Genomic DNA, 17,301 nt, shown 5'->3' on the forward strand with positions numbered 1-17,301 from the left:
ATGATCGGACTGCTCAAATCCATGGCGACGACGATGAAACACGCGCTCGACGGTCAGACGTTCACCGTCGAGTACCCCGAAGAAGCACCCGAAGTGAGCCCCCGCTTCCGCGGGGTCCACAAGTTCAGCCAGGAGCGCTGTATCTGGTGTCGGCAGTGTGAGAACGTCTGCCCGAACGACACGATCCAGATCGTCACCGACGAGCAGCGCAACGGCGAGGAGTACAACCTCCACATCGGGCAGTGTATCTACTGCCGGCTCTGTGAGGAGGTCTGCCCCGTCGACGCCATCCTGCTGACCCAGAACTTCGAGTTCACCGCCGACACGAAGGACGAACTCGCCTACAACAAGGAACAGCTCAAGAACGTTCCCTGGTACAAGGACATCGACCCACTCGAATCCCGCGAACCCGACCGGGGCGCGTGGATCGGCGAGGGCGAAGGCGAACTCGACTACCAGTAGCGACGACCACCGTACGGGTCCAGTTTTTGGCATCGTCCGTCTGAACTGCACGTAGCACCTGCCACACATGACTGGCGAATACCATATCGACCGGAGAGTCGATGCGTCTCCGTGCAAAAACCGATTTCGGAGACGCGCGGGCGAATCTGATAAAGAAATCTTCAAAGGCCCGCCGATAGGAGAGTGAAGTAAGATGGCACTGCCAGAAACTATAGCATTCGGGTTGTTCGCGTTCGTCACGATAGCGAGCAGCCTCGGCGTCGTCCTCTTACGGGACATGTGGCACTCAGCGCTCATGCTGGGCGTCGCGTTGCTCAGCGTCGCAATCCACTACGTGATGTTGCGCGCCGAGTTCGTCGCGACGATGCAGATACTCGTGTACGTGGGCGGCGTACTGATCTTGATTACGTTCGCCGTGATGCTCACCCGCAGGGACGAGCCGGCGGAGTCGGCCGAGGTGACAACATGACGACGCGGCCACAGCTGGCCGACGACGCCAACTGGATCGCCGGCGTCGCCGCGCTCGGCCTGTTCGCCATACTGGCGGTCGTGTTCGTCGGCGCCTCGTTCGGCTCGCCGGCCGGGTTCCCGGACGTTTCGATCACGGCGGGCATCGGGTACGCCATGTTCGACCTCATGGGACAGACCGTGATCGAGAGCGAGGAGTTCCTCGTGTCGTTCATCGTCATCGCGGTCGCACTGGACGCGGCGCTGGACGTGGCGGTCATGCTCGCGACGCGTGACGACGAGACGGCAGGCACGCTCACGGACGGCGGGCGCTCGACGGGACGAGGTGACAGCTGATGGTTCCCGCCGAGTACTACCTGCTGCTGTCGGCCGCGATGTTCTGTATCGGGCTGTTCGGGATTCTCACCCGACGCAACGCACTGCTGTTCCTGATGTCCGTCGAGCTGATGCTCAACGCGGCCAGCATCAACCTCGTGGCGTTCTCCCTCCAGTGGGGGAACCTGACGGGGCAGGTGTTTACGCTGTTCCTGATGGCACTGGCCGCGGCCGAGGTCGCCATCGGGATCGGTATCATCCTGGTGTTGTACCGTAACTTCGCGGACATCGACGTGACCAAACCGACGACTATGAGGTGGTAAGATGGTGAGTGCATTCGAGTTCGTTCCGGCGATCGCGGTGTTGCCACTCGTATCGTTCGTGGTCGCGCTGGCCTTCGGAAAGTGGATGCCCAAGAAAGGCGCGCTGGCCGGGATCTTCGCGACGGTCGGGTCGCTGCTCATCTCGATCTGGACCGCGCTGACGGTCGCGGGCTTCCTCGGCTCGGAGACGGTCTATCACGCTGAGTTGTGGCGGTTCGCGACGGGAATCGGGACGTTCAACCTGCATCTCGGGGTCTTCGTCGATCCGCTCTCCTCGCTGATGCTGTTGATCGTCTCGCTGATCTCGGTCCTCGTGTTCATCTTCTCGCTCGGGTACATGAACGACGAGGACGAGACCGGGCTCCCCCGGTACTACGCTTCGCTCTCGCTGTTCAGCTTCAGCATGCTCGCCTTCGTCTTCGCGGACAACATCCTGATGGCGTTCATGTTCTTCGAGCTGGTGGGCCTGTGTTCGTTCCTGCTCATCGGCTTCTGGTTCCGCGAGGACGCGCCGCCCAGCGCCGCGAAGAAGGCGTTCCTGGTCACCCGCTTCGGTGACTTCTTCTTCCTGATCGGCGTCGTCGGCATCTTCGCCACCTTCGGTACGGGCCTGTTCGCTACGGAGGCGGGCTTCCCGCACATGGCCGAACAGGCGATCACCGGCGAAATGCCCGGCCCGGTCGGCGAGTTCCTCTCTGCCGTCGGCATGGGGGCCCAGCAGTGGTTCACCATCCTGGGCCTACTCGTGCTGGGTGGTGTCGTGGGCAAGTCGGCGCAGTTCCCGCTGCACACGTGGCTGCCCGACGCGATGGAAGGTCCGACCCCTGTCTCCGCGCTGATCCACGCGGCGACGATGGTCGCGGCCGGTGTCTACCTCGTCGCGCGCATGTACGGGTTCTACCTGTTGACGCCGACGACGCTCGCCATCATCGCGCTGATCGGTGGCTTCACGGCCCTGTTCGCCGCGACGATGGGCGTCGTCAAGCAGGAACTCAAGCAGGTGCTCGCGTACTCGACCATCTCCCAGTACGGGTACATGATGCTCGCACTGGGCTCGGGCGGGTACGTCGCCGCGGTCTTCCACCTGACCACCCACGCCGTGTTCAAGGCGCTCCTGTTCCTCGGCGCGGGGTCGGTCATCATCGCCATGCACCACAACGAGAACATGTGGGACATGGGCGGCCTGAAAGAGAAGATGCCCGTGACCTACTGGACGTTCCTCTCCGGGTCGCTCGCGCTGGCTGGCATCGTCCCGTTCGCGGGCTTCTGGTCCAAGGACGAAGTGCTGTACGAGGCGCTGATCCACGGGCTGGGCAGTCCGGTCCTGCTCGTCGCGTGGGCGATGGGCCTGCTGGCCGTCTTCCTGACCGGCTTCTACACCTTCCGTATGGTCTTCCTGACCTTCCACGGTGAGCCCCGGTCCGACACGGCCGAGGATCCCGAGTCCGTTCGCTGGAACGTGAAACTCCCGCTGGGCGTGCTCGGCGTGCTGGCGGCGACCATCGGCTTCATCAACATGGTTCCGGTGGCGAAACTGACCGGGCTGAAGATCGACTTCCTCCACAAGTGGCTGGTCGGTGGCGAGGTGCTGAACGCGGAGTTCCTGACCGGGCTCGAACACTACGAGCCGATCCTGAAGGAGGTCGCCGGAATCAAGGCGAGCTACATCGCGGGCGGTGAGATTCCGACGCTGTTGATCTCGGCGGCACTGTCGCTGGGACTGGCGCTGGCCGGTGTCGGACTGGCCTACCGGCTGTACGCGGTGCCGGAGCCGGTCGCACACACGAAGAAACTCGGCGGACTGCGGACCCTGCTCATGCACAACTACTACCAGGACGAGTATCAGGTGTGGCTGGCACAGGGCGTGACCCTGCCGCTGGCCCGCGCGGCCGACACGTTCGATCAGGGAATCATCGACGGCGTCGTCAACGGGATCAGTAGCGTCAGTCTGTTCTCCGGCGACCGCGTCCGGCGCATCCAGACCGGCGTCGTGAGCAACTACGCGGCCCTGCTGACGATCGGGCTCGCGCTCTTGCTGATCGTCTTCGGCATCGTCGGGGGGTGGTTCTGAATGCTGGTCGAACTGCTCATCGTGTTCGCGCTGATGGCGGCGGGACTGGTTTTCCTCGTCCCCGACGAGTACGCTGGCCAGTTCGCGGCCGTCCTCAGCCTCGTGCCCGTCGGCGTGAGCCTGTGGATGTACAGCGTCTTCGACGGCACCGGTAACGCCCTGCTCGAAGGGGGCCAGCCCGCCTTCGAGACGCTGGCGAACTGGATCACGCTTGGGCCGTACGCGATCAGCTGGCACGTCGGTCTCGACGGCGTGAGCATGCCGCTGGTCGTGTTGACCACGCTCCTGACCACGCTCGCGATCGTCAGCGCGTGGACGCCCATCGAGGAACGGGAATCCCAGTTCTACGGCCTCGTACTCTTCATGCAGGCCGCGCTGATCGGCGTCTTCGCGGCGCTCGACTTCCTGCTGTGGTTCGTCTTCTGGGAGGCCGTCCTCGTCCCGATGTACTTCCTCATCGGCGTCTGGGGCGGGCCGCGCCGGAAGTACGCCGCCATCAAGTTCTTCGTCTACACGAATATCGCCAGCCTCGTGCTGTTCGTCGGCTTCTTCACGCTGGTGTTCGGGCTCGGCGACTCGATCAGTACACTGGGCTTGCCGGCCATCGCCCAGGCACTCGAGGCGGGGCAGCTCGGCAGTGTCGCCGGCTTCGGTCCCGGTACGGTCAAGCTGGCCGCCTTCGCCGCGCTGTTCTTTGGCTTCGCGGTCAAGGTGCCAGTCGTCCCCTTCCACACGTGGCTGCCGGACGCACACGTCGAAGCGCCGACGCCGGTGTCGGTGCTGCTGGCGGGTGTCCTGCTGAAGATGGGGACCTACGCGCTGCTCCGGTTCAACTTCACGATGCTCGCGGACGTGGCGCGGGCCAACGCGACGCTGATCGCCATCTTCGCGGTCGTCTCGGTGATCTACGGCGCCCTGCTGGCGCTGGCCCAGCAGGACCTCAAGCGGATCGTCGCCTACTCGTCGATCTCGTCGATGGGCTACGTCATCCTGGGACTGATCGCGTTCACGCCCCACGGCGTCGGCGGGGCGACGTTCCAGATGGTCAGCCACGGCCTGATCTCCGGGCTGATGTTCATGGCGGTCGGCGTCATCTACAACGAGACCCACACCCGGATGATCGGCGACATGTCCGGGATGGCCGACCGGATGCCCGTCACCGCGGGCGTGTTCGTGGCCGCCGCCTTCGGCTACATGGGCCTGCCGCTGATGAGCGGGTTCGCGGCCGAGGTGCTGGTGTTCATGGGCGCGTTCCAGTCGACGGTCATTCCGGCCGCGCCGCTGTTCACCGCCATCGCGATGTTCGGCATCGTGATCGTCGCGGGCTACCTGCTGCGTGCGATGCAGAAGACGCTGTTCGGGCCCTTCCGGCTCGAGACCGACTACGACATCGGGCGTGCCCCGCTCCAGGACGTGGCGCCGCTGTTCGTTCTGCTGGCGCTCGTCATCGCGCTGGGCGTCGCGCCTGACCTGTTCTACCGGATGATCCAGGACGCAGTGTTCGAAGTGACGGCACTGGGCCTGGGAGGTGGTGCTTGATGATTCCGCTCCAGACATCGAACACGTTGCCCGACTGGGCGGCGCTGGCCCCGGCGATTATACTCGCAGTGACCGCGCTGGCGCTGTTCCTGATCGACAGCATCGACCCGAACGACGAATCGCCCAGCATGCTCGCTGGCGTCGCGACGCTGGGATCGGTCCTGGCGATGGTCGTCACGGGCTGGTACTTGGTCGCCGGCACCGGGATGCCCCGGACCGGCGGCGCGATCGAGCTGTTCAGCGGGCAGCTGGTCGTCGACGGGATGAGCCTGTTCTTCACGTTCATCTTCACGAGCGTGACCGCGCTCGTCTGCGTCGCCAGCTACGACTACCTCTCGGGCCGCCCCAACCAGGCCGAGTACTACGCACTCGTCTTGCTCGCGGCGACCGGGATGTCGGTGATGGCCTCGGCGAACAGTCTCGCCACTGCGTTCGTCGCGCTGGAGCTGTCGAGCCTGCCGTCGTACGGACTGGTCGCGTACCTGAAAAACGACCGCGGGAGCGTCGAGGCGGGACTGAAGTACTTCCTGATCGGCGCGGTATCCTCCGCGGTGCTCGCCTACGGGATCAGCCTGGTGTATGCCTCGGCCGGCGTCCTGGAGCTGGCTGCCATCGCCGAGGCGCTGGGTGCAGGCATCGACAACACCGGCGTCCTCGGTGTGGGCATCCTGATGGTCGCGGGCGGCTTCGCGTTCAAGACCGCCTCCGTGCCCTTCCACTTCTGGGCACCGGAGGCCTACGAGGGCGCGCCCGCTCCGGTCTCCGGGTTCCTGTCTTCGGCCTCGAAGGCCGCCGGGTTCGTGCTCGCCTTCCGCGTGTTCGTCACGGCGTTCCCGCTCGACGTGGTCGCGGGTACCATCGACTGGGCGCTCGCGTTCACCGTGCTGGCGCTGGTCACGATGACGCTCGGGAACTTCGCCGCGGCCACGCAGGACAAGGTCAAGCGCATGCTGGCGTACTCCTCGATCGGACACGCCGGCTACGCGCTGATCGGCATCGCGGTGCTGACGGGGACGGCCGACCAGAGCTACGCGCTGGGAGCCAGCATGCTCCACCTGTTCGTCTACGGGTTCATGAACACCGGCGCGTTCCTGTTCGTCGCTCTAGTGGAGTACTGGGGTGTCGGTCGGACCTTCGAGGACTACAACGGCCTGGCGAAGCAGGCACCGGTCGCCTGTTTCGCGATGACGATCTTCCTGTTCAGCCTCGCCGGCCTGCCCATCGGGGGCGGCGCGCTCTCGAAGTGGGCGCTGTTGTCGGCGACGGCCAGCGCCGCCACGCTGAGCGCGTACCTGCTCGCCGCGGCGCTGATCGTCAACAGCGCACTGTCGCTGTTCTACTATTCCCGGGTCGTCAAGGCGATGTGGATCGAAGATCCCGCCGGTGACTTCGAGGTCTCCTCGTACCCGACCGGCCTCTACGCGGCCGTCGTCGGTGCCGCCATCGTGACCTTCCTCCTCCTGCCGGCCTTCGGCGTCGTCTCCGGGACGGCATTCGACGCCGCGGCCGCGCTCTTCTGACGCCGCGACTCGTTTTCGCTCGTCGCTCTGTTGTGCTGTTCGTTCGTGGAGACTCACTCCGTTCGCGTCGCCCGACCGACAGCCTTTCCGTCCACGGGTCCCTCGCTCCGGCCGATGAAGTGGCGGTGTGAGCACTGTGGGAAGCCACACGAGCGAAACGATCCGCCGTGTGACAACTGTGGGCACAGCGAGTTCGAGAAGGCAGTCGTCCCGATGGCCCCGGAGGCCGAGGACGAAGAGGCCACGAAGACCTACGCCTGGATCTGCACGGAGTGTGGCAACGATCATCCCAAGCACACGCCGCCCTGTGACCGGTGTGGAAACGCGACGCTGGAACGCCGGGAGCTGAGCTACGACGAGGACGAGATCGTCGACGAGATGCTGGAGGACAGTTCCGGCCGAGCCTCGACCGCGGACGTGAGCTATCTGGACGTCCTCGATGCCAAACTCGTCTTGCTGTTTCTGGGCGTGGCCGCACTGGTGGCGTACCTGGCGCTGGGCTTTCTCGGTGTCGTCCAGATTCCGGGGATCTCCCCGACACCGCCGGTCCCCGGGAACGCCACCACCGCGGACGGACTGGTGTTCGCGGACGTGGAGTCGGCGTACGTCGACGAACTGAACGCGCGTCGGTCCGCCGAAGGGTTCGCGAACCTGACCGCCGACGAGAACCTGGCCTCGGCGGCGACCTACCTCAACCAACAGGTGGTGCGAGCAGAGTACGGCGACAGTGACAGTCCGTCCGTCGACCGCTCGGAGATCGACAGTCGACTCGGAGACGACTGCGCGGACGGGTACGCGCCCGCCACGTACTCCTACGATCTTGACCAGGCGAGCGACACGCCGACGGAGCGTGAACTAGCGCGGCGGCTGGCGGAGAGTTACGAACGGACCAGTTCCTTCGAGGACACGGCGGACGAATTGATCGGCGTCGACCTGCACGCGGGGCCCGACGGCGTCCTCTACGTGACGCGGATCGTCTGTTAGGCCGCCTCGTAGGCCGAGCGGAAGTCGTCGGCTTTCTCCATGACGCGGTCGGCACCCGCTTCGAGCGCGTCGAGCGCGTCCACGTCTTCCTGGGTCTTGACCGTCAGAATCGGCTCGGTCTGCCCACCGGACTGTTCGGGGTTCACGTCGTAGGTGGCGGCCTCGACGCCCTCGGACTCGAGGAGTGCGCCTTTCAGGACGTTCATGAAGGTGTGGTCCTCGCCCGCGATCTCGATAGAGAGTTCCGTGTCGGTCTTCTCGATGACCCGCAGTTCCATGCTCTCCCGTCCACACTTGGCGGCATTGAAGCTTACGAACACGAGAGGGACGCTCTCTGTCGGTACCCCGTCCGGTCTCGTCGGTCACCTTCGACGCGGCGAGTCAGTATGGTGGGCCGCGTGTTCCCCGCAAAGTATTAGGACCGCATGGGACTTGTGTGAGGTAATGACGACACGCGCGGTCGAGCAGGTCGACGACTGGGACTCCCGCCCGTTCTCCGGCGGGTACCGCGGCCTGCACGACCTGGCTGACGACGACTTCTCCGGTATCGTCGCGGCGGGACCGACGCGACTCTGCATGACGTCAGGGCGGGTCATCGGCATCCTCGACGGCACCATCGAGGACTTCGAGGACGCGGAGGGGACCGCCTACGAGGCACCCTCGCCGGCACTCCCTCTGCTCTCGGTCATGCAGGACCGCAGTGACGAGGTCCGCGCCCAGTACTACACCGAGGAGACGAGCGTCGACGAAGTCGACCGGACGCTCACCCAGGGGAACTTCACTGGATACGTCGAGCTGTCCGAGAACGTCCTCAGCGGCGACTACTATCTGGTCTACCACCAGGGCCGCTCGATGAGCGTCGCCTGGGTCGGCGCGAGCGAGAAACTCCTGACCGACGACGAAGCCTTCGACCAGGCAAACGGCGAGGTCGGAATCTACGAGGTACGGCCCGTCGACATCGAAGTCATCGAGCTTCCGGAAGCGACCGCGCCCGCGTCCGAAGAAACGACGCCCGACCCTGACGCCGGCGCGGCGGCCGCCACGACGGCCGAACCGGACACCGAATCCGGGACGGCCGGAACGGAGACTACGAGCGAGGAGACGACCGACGACGACGTGAGTGAAGCGGACGCGGGGACGGCTGGCGACGACGCCGGGGGGACGGAGTCCGACGAACCGGCGGCGGACGAGCCGGAACCCGCCAGGGCGGCGACGGAGACGAGCGCGGAGACGGACACCGCGGCCCGGTCCGCATCGGAATCCCCGGACGAACCCACCGAGACGCACGACCGGGGGAGCGACGGCACGGCTGGGGGGATGGCCGGGACGAGTGCTCGGGACGAGCGGACGCGGGACGAGCCGGACCGGCGGGAGTCCAGTAGCTCGCGACGGGACACGGAGCGGGCCGACACGGCGGGGACGGACGGACAGGGAGAACGGACCGACCGCGGCGCGTCGTCGCGGAGCAGTGAGACACAGCCCCGACAGCAGCGATCCGACCCGGAGGAGCCGACGGCGATGGACACGCAACGGGAGACCGGATCCCGGGGCGCGGGCGGACCGCGGTCGGGGACCGCCGACTCCGGCCGGAGCCGCGGGAAAGGACAGCAGAGTACCACCGGCAGCGTCGGCGAACTGGAGACCAGATCCATCCCGTCGCTGGACCCCGACCGGACGAGCGAGCCCGAGGACGGGAACGGATCGCAGGGACCGACGTCCGGAAACGGCCCGACCGCGGCCGCCGGAGCCGGCGGGCGTTCGGAGCCCGACCCCGGCCCTGCGGGGAATCCCGGGAGTGAGCCGCGTCGCGGTTCGGGCCCGACGAGTCGGGGGGCCGACGCCGCGCGCCACCACGGGACGCCCCAGCGCGACCCCGAGCGGGTCCAGTCCGAACGGCCGCCCGCGGAGGGACAGCAGGGCGAGCCGCGTCGGGAGCCAGCCGACGCCGAGCCGGAACCGGACACCGAGAGCGGCCCCACCCCGGACGAGATCGAGGAACTGGAAGACGAACTCGAAGCCCGTGAGGCGGAGATCGAGGACCTCGAAGCGACGCTAGAGACGGTCGAGGACGAGCGCGACGAACTGCAGGCCGAACGCGACGAACTCCGCGAGCGGGTCGAACGACTCGAACGTCGGATCGACGAACTCCGGACCGAGGAGGGCGGGGAGTCGGTCGCGGACCGCGAGCGTCTCAGTCCGGCGGAGGCCATCGAGGGGACGAACCTCTTCGTCCGGTACGCGTCGAAAGGCGACGCGACACTGGAGGCGGCCCACGCCGGGAACGCCGAGGCAGGTGCGGTCAACGACAACATGCAGATTCAGTACCACACCCAGTTCGAGGCGGAGGACGTGGCCGTCGACGGGGAGCCGTTCGCGGCCTACCTCACGGACACGATCCAGTACAGCTTCGTCGAGTGGGTCGTGCGCGTCCTCCCCTACGAGATTCGCGATACGGGCCATCAGGAGGCGCTGGGTCCGCTGTACGGCGCGCTCCCGAAGATCGACCGGGCGGAGCTGAACGGGGCGGTCACCGTCCAGTACCAGGAGAGCGGCGAGGAACACCGGAGCCAGGAGCGTTTCGACGTGGTGTTGCGCGACCGGATGGGCAATCCGCTGATCGTGGCGAACATGAACGAGTCGCGCCAGCCCGCGAGTCAGAGCATGATGGAAGGGCTGATCACGGCAGCACAGCGGGTCGGCGAGTCCAAGGAGTCACTGGCCGGCGCCTTCCTCGTCACGTCGAGTTTCTTCGAGCCCGAGGCGATGGAGGCGGCATCGGACGCGACGGGGAGTGGCCTGCTCAGCCGCGACAAACGCGAGAGCTTCGTGAAGCTCTCGCGAAAAGACGGGTTCCACCTCTGTCTGGTCGAAGCCCGTGAGGAGAATTTCAACCTCTCCGTGCCCGAAATCTGAGAGAACAGTCAGTTTTCGATCTCGGCGACGTCCTCGATCTTCATGTCGTCGAGCTTCTCGATGATGTGGTCGATCTTCTCGTCCAGATCGTCGACGAATTCGGAGGTCTGTTCGGTCGTGATGGCGCCCTGGCTCGAGGGCTCGATGAGGTTCTCCTCCTCGAGGACGCGCAGCGAGTACCGGACCTTGTGGTGTGGGTAGCCGGTCTCGTTCGACATCTTGACGATGCCGATCGGCTCGTTCTCGATCACCATCCGGAGGACCTGCAGATGGCGCTCGAGCATATCTACTTCCTTCTCAAGCCTGTCTATCATGGCAATTGTTAACTTGTGTTCGCAGGTTTTAAAGGTTGCTGTCCGGCCTACTTAAAGAGCAGCCTCAAATTACGTGTTCGACGGGTACGGGTTTAAACCTTTGTATGATACCACACGGCACGGGTCGCCGGAGTGGGCGGCTGCGCGGTTCTGCAGTGGCCGATTGCGAGGGGACCGTAACCTGTTTATCGGGATGGGCAGAAACCCCGGTGATGACCGTAACTATCGTTGGGTCCCAGCTGGGCGACGAGGGCAAAGGCGGCATCGTCGACCTGTACGGCGACGCCGCCGACGTCGTCGTCCGCTACCAGGGAGGCGACAACGCCGGTCACACCGTCGTCGAAGGGGACGAGGAGTACAAGCTGTCGCTCGTCCCGAGCGGAGCCGTCCGCGGCAAGGTCGGCGTCCTCGGCAACGGCTGTGTCGTCAACCCGCGGACCCTGTTCGACGAACTCGACGCGCTCCGGGACCGGGGGCTCGACCCCGACGTCCGGGTCGCCCGACGCGCACACGTTATTCTCCCCTACCACAGGGTTCTCGACGGAATCGAAGAGGAAGTCAAGAGCGAAACCGACGACGAGGTCGGCACGACCGGTCGGGGCATCGGCCCCACCTACGAGGACAAGGCCGGCCGCCGCGGCGTCCGCGTCGGCGACCTGCTCGACGCCGAGGTCCTCCGTGACCGACTGGAGTACGTCGTGCCCCAGAAGCGGGCCATCGTCGAGGACGTGTACGGCCTCGACGTGACGGACCTCGACGACCCCGAAGCGCTGGACGTCGAATCATTGTACGAGGAGTTCCGCGAGTTCGGTCGTCGGCTGGAGAGCGAGGGCATGACCGTCAATGCGGGCGAGTACCTCGCCAGCGCCATCGACGAGGGGCAGAACGTCATCCTCGAAGGTGCCCAGGGGACGATCATCGACATCGACCACGGTAACTACCCCTTCGTCACCTCGTCGAACCCGACGGCGGGCGGGGCCTGCACCGGGACCGGGCTCTCCCCGGGCGTCGTCGGTGACGGCGAGGTCGTCGGCATCGTCAAGGCTTACCTGACCCGCGTCGGGAGCGGCCCGATGCCGACCGAACTCGGCGGCGTCGAGGGCGACACGCCGGGCTACGACGAGCAGGGCGAAGGCGAAAACGAGGAACTGGCGACCTACATCCGCGAAGAGGGCGACGAGTACGGCACCGTCACGGGCCGGCCGCGACGGGTCGGCTGGCTCGACATGCCGATGCTCCGCCACGCGACCCGCGCGAGCGGGTTCACCGGCCTCGCAGTCAACCACGTCGACACGCTCGCCGGCCTGGACGAACTGCAGGTCGGCCACACCTACGAACTGGACGGCGAGACCCTGGAGACGATGCCGGCCACCACCGAGCAGTGGGCGGGCTGCGAGATCAACCTGCGGACCTTCGAGGGCTGGCCCGAACAGGACTGGGCGGAGGTCGCGAGTGCGGGGTACGACGCGCTCCACGGGAACGCGCGGGCATACCTCGACTACGTCAGCGACGAACTCGACACGCCGATCTACGCGGTCGGCGTCGGCCCGGGACGGTCCCAGACCATCGTCCGGGAACGACCGTTCTAGACAGCCCTCTCCTAGCGACAGAGGACGTCGTCTTCGAGTTCTCGCACCGCCGCGCTCACCTCGTCAGCGTCGGCCTCGTCGACACCACGGGCGTCCGGACTCGCCCGGAGGGTCGAGACGATCGTCTCGGGTCCTCCCGCGTGAGGGCGAGGTCCCAGTGGACCGCGCGCAGGTCCTCGTCGATGTACTCCGCGGGCCCGCCGGCGACCTGGCGGCTGAACAGCGCCCGGTGCCGTCGCTGGTGCTCCGTATCGACGTCCTCGGAGACCGGTCGCATCTGTTCGTCGTCGAGCATCCGGTCGTAGAACTCGTCGACGACGGTCTCGACACCGTCGGCACCACCCTGCCGATCGTAGAGAGCCGTCGCCTCCACGTGCGGGGAAGGCAGTGGGCTGGTGAAAGGAGTGGCGTAAACAAAGCGTAGCGGGCGTCTGCAGTACGAATGTGTTCGGCGGAGGGTTTATTTGGGCGAACGGTCCGTGCGTGCGTCGGTTCGGCACGTTTTTGCCTGGGCCGGCCGGAGGTAGGGGTATGCGCGAGGACCTGATGGACATCATCTGCTGTCCACTCGACAAACACGAACTCGACCTGGAGGTCATCCGCCGGGACGACGACGAGATCATGGAGGGGCGACTGGTCTGTACCGAGTGTGGCGAGGAGTACCCGGTCGAGGACGGGATTCCGAACCTCCTGCCGCCGGACATGCGGGAAGAGTCACCAGCGTAGACTGAACCTTTTTCTCCCCGCCACGCGCAGGTGGCGGTGTGCCCGACGAGTTACCCGTCGACGTGAACCGCCGGGAGCGCAACTCCCTGAACGTCCCGGCGTCGATCCAGACCGACGATTCGTTCGTCATCAGGGTTCGGAACCACGGGAACGCGAGCCGGGTCCACGTCCACCTCGACGAGAACCTCTCGGCGGTCGCCTCCCTCGACGAGACCAACCACTACGTCGAAGCACAGAGTACGGCGGCGATTCCGGTGAGCGTCCACGAACACGGCGTCGTCCACGGGAAGATCAAGCTCTCGGCGGGCTACGGGGCGACGACCAGGTGGGTCGACGTGGACCTGACCGAACCCGACGACTCCGGGACGGTCGAGGTCGACGAGAGTCTCGCGGAACCCGGCGGCGGTGAGCGCGAGACCGGCGAGGAGACCGGCACCGGCAGGGACACGACCGGATCGATGCTCGCGGACCGTCCGGCGTTGCCGGTGCTGGCGCTCGGAGCGCTGGCGGTCGCCGTCGCCGTCGGCGCGGCGTCGGTCTTCGAGAGCGGGCTGGTCGCCGCCGGCGCGGTCGTCGTCTTCGTCGCCGTCCTGCTGGCCGGCTACCTGCTCGTTCGCTAGTCTTCGGTCTCGACGCCACAGAGGTTGCCGTCGTCGTCGAACAGTTTGGCCCGGAGGAACCGTGTGCGGTACCGGTTCGCGTCGTCGTACACGTCGGCCTCGCGGATCTCGTCGCTGCGCCCCTCGGCCACCGCGTCGACGATCGCTTCGAGCTGTTCTTTCTCACTGGGCGTCAACTCGAACTCGTAGGTCCGTGACTGCTCGCCCTCCAGTTTCGTCCACTGCCGCGCGGCGGAGACGACGAGCGAACACGGCTCGCGGCACGGGAACTCGCCGTCGCCGCCGTCCACGTCGAGGTCGGTCTCCTCGTCGTACTGCCACTCGCGGCGCTTGAGACACTGGGAGTCGTCACAGCAGGCCTCGGCCACCCAGTTGACGTGTTCGTATCCCTCGCCACGGTCCCAGGTCTGGACCACGCCGTAGATGCCCGACTGGCGCTCCATCGTCGCGCGCCAGTGGTCCACGTCGAGGTCGTCCTCGCGTTCACGGTGCCAGTTGACGACCGTCGCCGGGTAGAAGAAATCGACCGTGCTGACCAGTTCCGTCGGGTCCAGGTCGGGGAACACCCAGCCCGAGCGAAGCGTCGGCGCGGTCTTCAGCGGCCGGTACCGGTCGCGCTCGTCGTGTTTGGCGATCTGACGGGCGTCCAGTGGGTCCTCGTGGTGGTCCAGGTCCTCGGCCGTCGCGTCGGTGTCGTCGACGTGGCGCACCTCGTAGCGACGCCGGCCGTCGTCGTCGCGCTCGACGGTGAGGCGCAACTGGCCCCACTCGCGAGTCACGCCCTCGGCCAGTCGGTCGTAGCGCTCCGGGACCGACCGGTCCTCGGCGCCTTCGAGCCAGCGCAGGTAGGCACTGTCGGCGGGCGCATCGGGTGCGACGCGGGTCCAGAAGTCCCAGTTCGTGACGTACGTGATGTTGTCGGTCGCGACCTCTCGGAACTCGGCTTCGGTGAGCCCCTCGCGGTCGATGTCGGGTGTCCGAAAGCGATAGCCCGCGTCGGTCGCTGTCGCCCGGAGGCCGTCACAGTCGACGCCGTCCTCGCTCGCGGCTTCCGCCAACCGGCGAACCGCCGTCTCGGTCATACCGGAGTCGTGGGGTGCCAGTCGAATAAACTCCGTCTTTCCATCCCGGACCGCCGGAACACCGTTCTTCGTATTTATATTTTGGGCCGAACTTCCGGCTCGGAAACGTCGATTCCCCCTTTTTGATACAGGGGGCTGTAGATAGTAGTGCATGGTCTCACGCTGACGATGGGTGCCGCCCTGTCAGCGATCGGTTGCCCGCGACCATGCTTCGGCCCTCCACGCTTCGGCCCACCGCGGATTCGCTCCCCCACTCGCCTGCGACCACCCCCTTCCCCAAATTTTTCAACGGATGACGACACGCACACCGCTCGGTCCCGACGGCGTACGAAAGTTATTTCGGCCTCCTGTCGTGTCGTCCAATCGTGCCAATGCCGCTCGATAAGCCCTCCCCCACGACGATCGCCGTAGTCGTCGGCGTGCTCGCGGTCGCCGGTGGCGCCGTGGCCGTCGGACTGTTGACGCCCGGTGGACAGACCCCACCCCCGGTCGGTCACGACGCGTCCGAACAGTACGCCGCCCTCGACGGCCTGAGCGCGACGGTCGTCACGACCGTCGAACGCGGCGGCGAGACCAATCGGACCGTCAGAGAGGCCACGATCCGTCCGGACGACGGACAGGTGCGACTACGGACGGTCGACGGATCGGCGGCCGACGGCACCGTCGTCGTCGCGAACGGGTCGACGAAGTGGACGTACGACCCCGAGACGAACCTCGTGAGTCGGACCGACGCGGGGACGTTGAGCGAGCGGGTGCGGACCCGCGGCGAGCGGATCGAGCGACTCTTCGAGCGCGCGGTCGGCCCCGACGGAACCGACCCGGCGTCAGACGAGTCGACGCCGGGAGTCTCGCCACTCCCGGTGATGCCCCAGGGGCCGGACACGCCCGATGCACCCGCGACCAACCGGAGCGGCGGCCAGGTCACGGTGAGTTACGACGGCACCGCGACGGTCGCCGGTCGCGCGGTCCACGTCCTCCAGGTGCGTCCCGCCGAGGGCGCGACGACGAATATCGCACAGACGCTGTGGATCGACGCCGAGTGGTTCGTTCCGCTGAAGTACGAGACGCGGTGGGTCGAGGACGGCGAGCGGGTCACCGCGACCGTCGAGTATCGGGACGTCGACTTCGAGCCCGGTCTGAGCGGGGACACCTTCGACTACGAACCGCCCGAGAACGCCGCGCTTGTCACCCCGAATCTCGGCGAGAACGCCAGTCAGCGCATCCAGCGAATCGACGGCCTCTCGGCCACGTTACAGCGTCGCTACGATGGCCTGAACCTGAGTGACGCGAACGCGACGGAGGGGACGACCTACGAGACCGTCCAGCAGGTGCAACTGGTTCCGGGGAGTGGCAAACAGCGCGCCGAAGTACGACGCTCCCCGTCGATTCCGGGCGGAGCCAACAACAGCCTGCTCGTCTCGAACGGCACGGTCTCGTGGCTGTACGACAGCGAGACAAACAACGCGACGCGGCTAGAAGTCGACGCGACCGGCCGACAACAGCAGTACCGGCGGATCGAACAGCTGTTCGCCCGCCTCGACCGGACACGGACGACGCCGGAAGACGGCGATGGGACGATTCCGGGGCCGGGACTCACGCCGGTCCCCGGGCCAGGCGTCTCCGGTGACGCACCGACACCGACCCTCCCCGCCGGTCAGTTCGGGGTGTCGCTCGAAGGGGCCGCACAGGTCGACGGGCGGACGACGTACGTGCTCGCGATCAGGCCCGAGACCGACGGAAACGAGTCGACGCTGGGCAACTACTCTCAGACGCTGTGGATCGATGCCGAGACGTTCTTCCCGGTGAAACAGCGGACCGAGTTCGGGACCGCCGGGGGTCGGTTCACCGTGTCGGTCACGTACCGGAACGTCACGGTGACCGACGGGTTCCCGGCGGGCACCTTCACGTTCGAGCCGCCTGCGGACGCGAACGTTACACGGAGCGATCTCGGGAGTTCACAGAGTTACGAGAGTCCGGACGAGACGGTCGAGAACGGACCAGTCGAAGTTCCGAAACCGACGGTCCCGCCGAGTTTCGCGTTCAGCTCCGGTCGGACGGCAGACTCGGCGTACGTCGAGTCTGTGACGCTGACGTACCGAAACGAGACCTCGCGGCTGATCGTCAGTGCCTACGCGACCAACGAGTCGGCGCTACCCGGAAACGGGACGGAGACCAACGGCACCGAGAACGACACCCGCACCGGCGAGCGGATACGGATCGGTGATCGGACGGGTCGATACACGAGCGCCGGACTGACACGGACGGTGTCGTGGGCCTGTGGCGAGGTTCGGTACAGCGTCAGCGGCCGGTTCGTCTCGAAAGGACTGTTGATCGAGGTGGCCGCGTCGATGTCCTGTCCCTGAACCGCACGTCTC

17 protein-coding genes are annotated in these 17,301 nt (G+C 66.3%); 13 read left to right on the plus strand and 4 right to left on the minus strand.

Annotated features, from left to right (window positions below; all coding sequences use genetic code 11):
• The 8 genes from EAF64_RS11430 (at window position 1) to EAF64_RS11465 (ending at window position 7,682) form a co-directional block, all read left to right on the plus strand.
• Entirely contained in the window at window positions 1-462 is a 462-nt protein-coding gene (locus EAF64_RS11430) for a NuoI/complex I 23 kDa subunit family protein (protein WP_129069107.1), read from the plus strand.
• A gap of 193 nt (window positions 463-655) precedes the next feature.
• Complete coding sequence (locus EAF64_RS11435; RefSeq protein WP_129069108.1) at window positions 656-931, plus strand: NADH-quinone oxidoreductase subunit J; 276 nt, start codon at window positions 656-658, stop codon at window positions 929-931.
• Complete coding sequence (locus tag EAF64_RS11440) at window positions 928-1,266, plus strand: proton-conducting membrane transporter (protein ID WP_129069109.1); 339 nt, start codon at window positions 928-930, stop codon at window positions 1,264-1,266. The genes EAF64_RS11435 and EAF64_RS11440 overlap by 4 nt, the downstream gene beginning before the upstream one ends.
• The gene (nuoK, locus tag EAF64_RS11445) at window positions 1,266-1,568 is read left to right on the plus strand and encodes an NADH-quinone oxidoreductase subunit NuoK (protein WP_129069110.1); all 303 of its coding nucleotides are present in this window, start codon (window positions 1,266-1,268) and stop codon (window positions 1,566-1,568) included. The genes EAF64_RS11440 and nuoK overlap by 1 nt, the downstream gene beginning before the upstream one ends.
• Window position 1,569: 1 nt before the next feature.
• The gene (gene nuoL / locus EAF64_RS11450) at window positions 1,570-3,639 is read left to right on the plus strand and encodes an NADH-quinone oxidoreductase subunit L (protein WP_394345753.1); all 2,070 of its coding nucleotides are present in this window, start codon (window positions 1,570-1,572) and stop codon (window positions 3,637-3,639) included.
• Window positions 3,640-5,178: a complex I subunit 4 family protein gene (locus EAF64_RS11455; protein ID WP_129069111.1), complete on the plus strand. Its 1,539-nt coding sequence runs from the start codon at window positions 3,640-3,642 to the stop codon at window positions 5,176-5,178. It begins immediately after the preceding gene.
• Window positions 5,178-6,698 (plus strand): NADH-quinone oxidoreductase subunit N, encoded by a 1,521-nt coding sequence (locus EAF64_RS11460; protein ID WP_129069112.1) that lies wholly within the window; start codon window positions 5,178-5,180, stop codon window positions 6,696-6,698. The genes EAF64_RS11455 and EAF64_RS11460 overlap by 1 nt, the downstream gene beginning before the upstream one ends.
• A 114-nt stretch (window positions 6,699-6,812) precedes the next feature.
• The gene (locus EAF64_RS11465) at window positions 6,813-7,682 is read left to right on the plus strand and encodes a hypothetical protein (RefSeq protein ID WP_129069113.1); all 870 of its coding nucleotides are present in this window, start codon (window positions 6,813-6,815) and stop codon (window positions 7,680-7,682) included.
• Here the strand turns inward: EAF64_RS11465 and EAF64_RS11470 are convergent.
• Window positions 7,679-7,960: a DNA-directed RNA polymerase subunit L gene (locus EAF64_RS11470; RefSeq protein ID WP_129069114.1), complete on the minus strand. Its 282-nt coding sequence runs from the start codon at window positions 7,958-7,960 to the stop codon at window positions 7,679-7,681. The genes EAF64_RS11465 and EAF64_RS11470 overlap by 4 nt on opposite strands.
• A 166-nt stretch (window positions 7,961-8,126) precedes the next feature.
• Between EAF64_RS11470 and EAF64_RS11475 the strand changes: the two genes are divergently transcribed.
• Entirely contained in the window at window positions 8,127-10,595 is a 2,469-nt protein-coding gene (locus tag EAF64_RS11475) for a DUF7527 domain-containing protein (RefSeq protein WP_129069115.1), read from the plus strand.
• Window positions 10,596-10,603: 8 nt separating this feature from the next.
• Here EAF64_RS11475 and EAF64_RS11480 read toward each other — a convergent pair whose 3' ends face one another.
• A complete protein-coding gene (locus EAF64_RS11480; RefSeq protein WP_092693407.1) occupies window positions 10,604-10,909 on the minus strand; it encodes a hypothetical protein in 306 nt (101 codons plus the stop codon).
• 212 nt (window positions 10,910-11,121) lie between these two features.
• Here EAF64_RS11480 and EAF64_RS11485 point away from each other — a divergent pair, with 212 nt between their 5' ends.
• The gene (locus tag EAF64_RS11485) at window positions 11,122-12,498 is read left to right on the plus strand and encodes an adenylosuccinate synthase (protein WP_129069116.1); all 1,377 of its coding nucleotides are present in this window, start codon (window positions 11,122-11,124) and stop codon (window positions 12,496-12,498) included.
• A gap of 55 nt (window positions 12,499-12,553) precedes the next feature.
• Here EAF64_RS11485 and EAF64_RS11490 read toward each other — a convergent pair whose 3' ends face one another.
• A complete protein-coding gene (locus EAF64_RS11490) occupies window positions 12,554-12,871 on the minus strand; it encodes a truncated hemoglobin (protein WP_193767652.1) in 318 nt (105 codons plus the stop codon).
• Between the two features lie 158 nt (window positions 12,872-13,029).
• Here EAF64_RS11490 and EAF64_RS11495 point away from each other — a divergent pair, with 158 nt between their 5' ends.
• Complete coding sequence (locus EAF64_RS11495) at window positions 13,030-13,224, plus strand: methytransferase partner Trm112 (RefSeq protein WP_129069118.1); 195 nt, start codon at window positions 13,030-13,032, stop codon at window positions 13,222-13,224.
• A 38-nt stretch (window positions 13,225-13,262) separates the two neighbouring features.
• Window positions 13,263-13,844, plus strand: coding sequence for a DUF7524 family protein (locus EAF64_RS20985; RefSeq protein WP_193767653.1), 582 nt, complete (start codon window positions 13,263-13,265; stop codon window positions 13,842-13,844).
• On the opposite strand, the gene EAF64_RS11505 is transcribed toward EAF64_RS20985, so the two are convergent.
• A complete protein-coding gene (locus tag EAF64_RS11505) occupies window positions 13,841-14,926 on the minus strand; it encodes a DR2241 family protein (RefSeq protein WP_129069119.1) in 1,086 nt (361 codons plus the stop codon). The genes EAF64_RS20985 and EAF64_RS11505 overlap by 4 nt on opposite strands.
• Before the next feature lie 371 nt (window positions 14,927-15,297).
• On the opposite strand from EAF64_RS11505, the gene EAF64_RS11510 reads away from it, so the two are divergent.
• Entirely contained in the window at window positions 15,298-17,289 is a 1,992-nt protein-coding gene (locus tag EAF64_RS11510; protein WP_129069120.1) for a LolA family protein, read from the plus strand.
• Window positions 17,290-17,301 lie beyond the last annotated feature (12 nt).

It is taken from the genome of Halorientalis pallida, assembly GCF_004118325.1.
Taxonomy (GTDB): domain Archaea; phylum Halobacteriota; class Halobacteria; order Halobacteriales; family Haloarculaceae; genus Halorientalis; species Halorientalis pallida.

Excerpts from the sequence above, each read along its gene's own strand:
- EAF64_RS11460 (WP_129069112.1), top strand. The coding sequence starts at position 5,178 with ATGATTCCGCTCCAGACATCGAACACGTTGCCCGACTGGGCGGCGCTG.
- EAF64_RS11485 (WP_129069116.1), top strand. The coding sequence starts at position 11,122 with ATGACCGTAACTATCGTTGGGTCCCAGCTGGGCGACGAGGGCAAAGGC.
- nuoL (WP_394345753.1), top strand. The coding sequence starts at position 1,570 with ATGGTGAGTGCATTCGAGTTCGTTCCGGCGATCGCGGTGTTGCCACTC.
- nuoK (WP_129069110.1), top strand. The coding sequence starts at position 1,266 with ATGGTTCCCGCCGAGTACTACCTGCTGCTGTCGGCCGCGATGTTCTGT.
- EAF64_RS11480 (WP_092693407.1), bottom strand. The coding sequence starts at position 10,909 with ATGATAGACAGGCTTGAGAAGGAAGTAGATATGCTCGAGCGCCATCTG.
- EAF64_RS11430 (WP_129069107.1), top strand. The coding sequence starts at position 1 with ATGATCGGACTGCTCAAATCCATGGCGACGACGATGAAACACGCGCTC.
- EAF64_RS11475 (WP_129069115.1), top strand. The coding sequence starts at position 8,127 with ATGACGACACGCGCGGTCGAGCAGGTCGACGACTGGGACTCCCGCCCG.
- EAF64_RS11455 (WP_129069111.1), top strand. The coding sequence starts at position 3,640 with ATGCTGGTCGAACTGCTCATCGTGTTCGCGCTGATGGCGGCGGGACTG.
- EAF64_RS11495 (WP_129069118.1), top strand. The coding sequence starts at position 13,030 with ATGCGCGAGGACCTGATGGACATCATCTGCTGTCCACTCGACAAACAC.
- EAF64_RS11510 (WP_129069120.1), top strand. The coding sequence starts at position 15,298 with ATGCCGCTCGATAAGCCCTCCCCCACGACGATCGCCGTAGTCGTCGGC.
- EAF64_RS11470 (WP_129069114.1), bottom strand. The coding sequence starts at position 7,960 with ATGGAACTGCGGGTCATCGAGAAGACCGACACGGAACTCTCTATCGAG.
- EAF64_RS11465 (WP_129069113.1), top strand. The coding sequence starts at position 6,813 with ATGAAGTGGCGGTGTGAGCACTGTGGGAAGCCACACGAGCGAAACGAT.
- EAF64_RS11505 (WP_129069119.1), bottom strand. The coding sequence starts at position 14,926 with ATGACCGAGACGGCGGTTCGCCGGTTGGCGGAAGCCGCGAGCGAGGAC.
- EAF64_RS11435 (WP_129069108.1), top strand. The coding sequence starts at position 656 with ATGGCACTGCCAGAAACTATAGCATTCGGGTTGTTCGCGTTCGTCACG.
- EAF64_RS11440 (WP_129069109.1), top strand. The coding sequence starts at position 928 with ATGACGACGCGGCCACAGCTGGCCGACGACGCCAACTGGATCGCCGGC.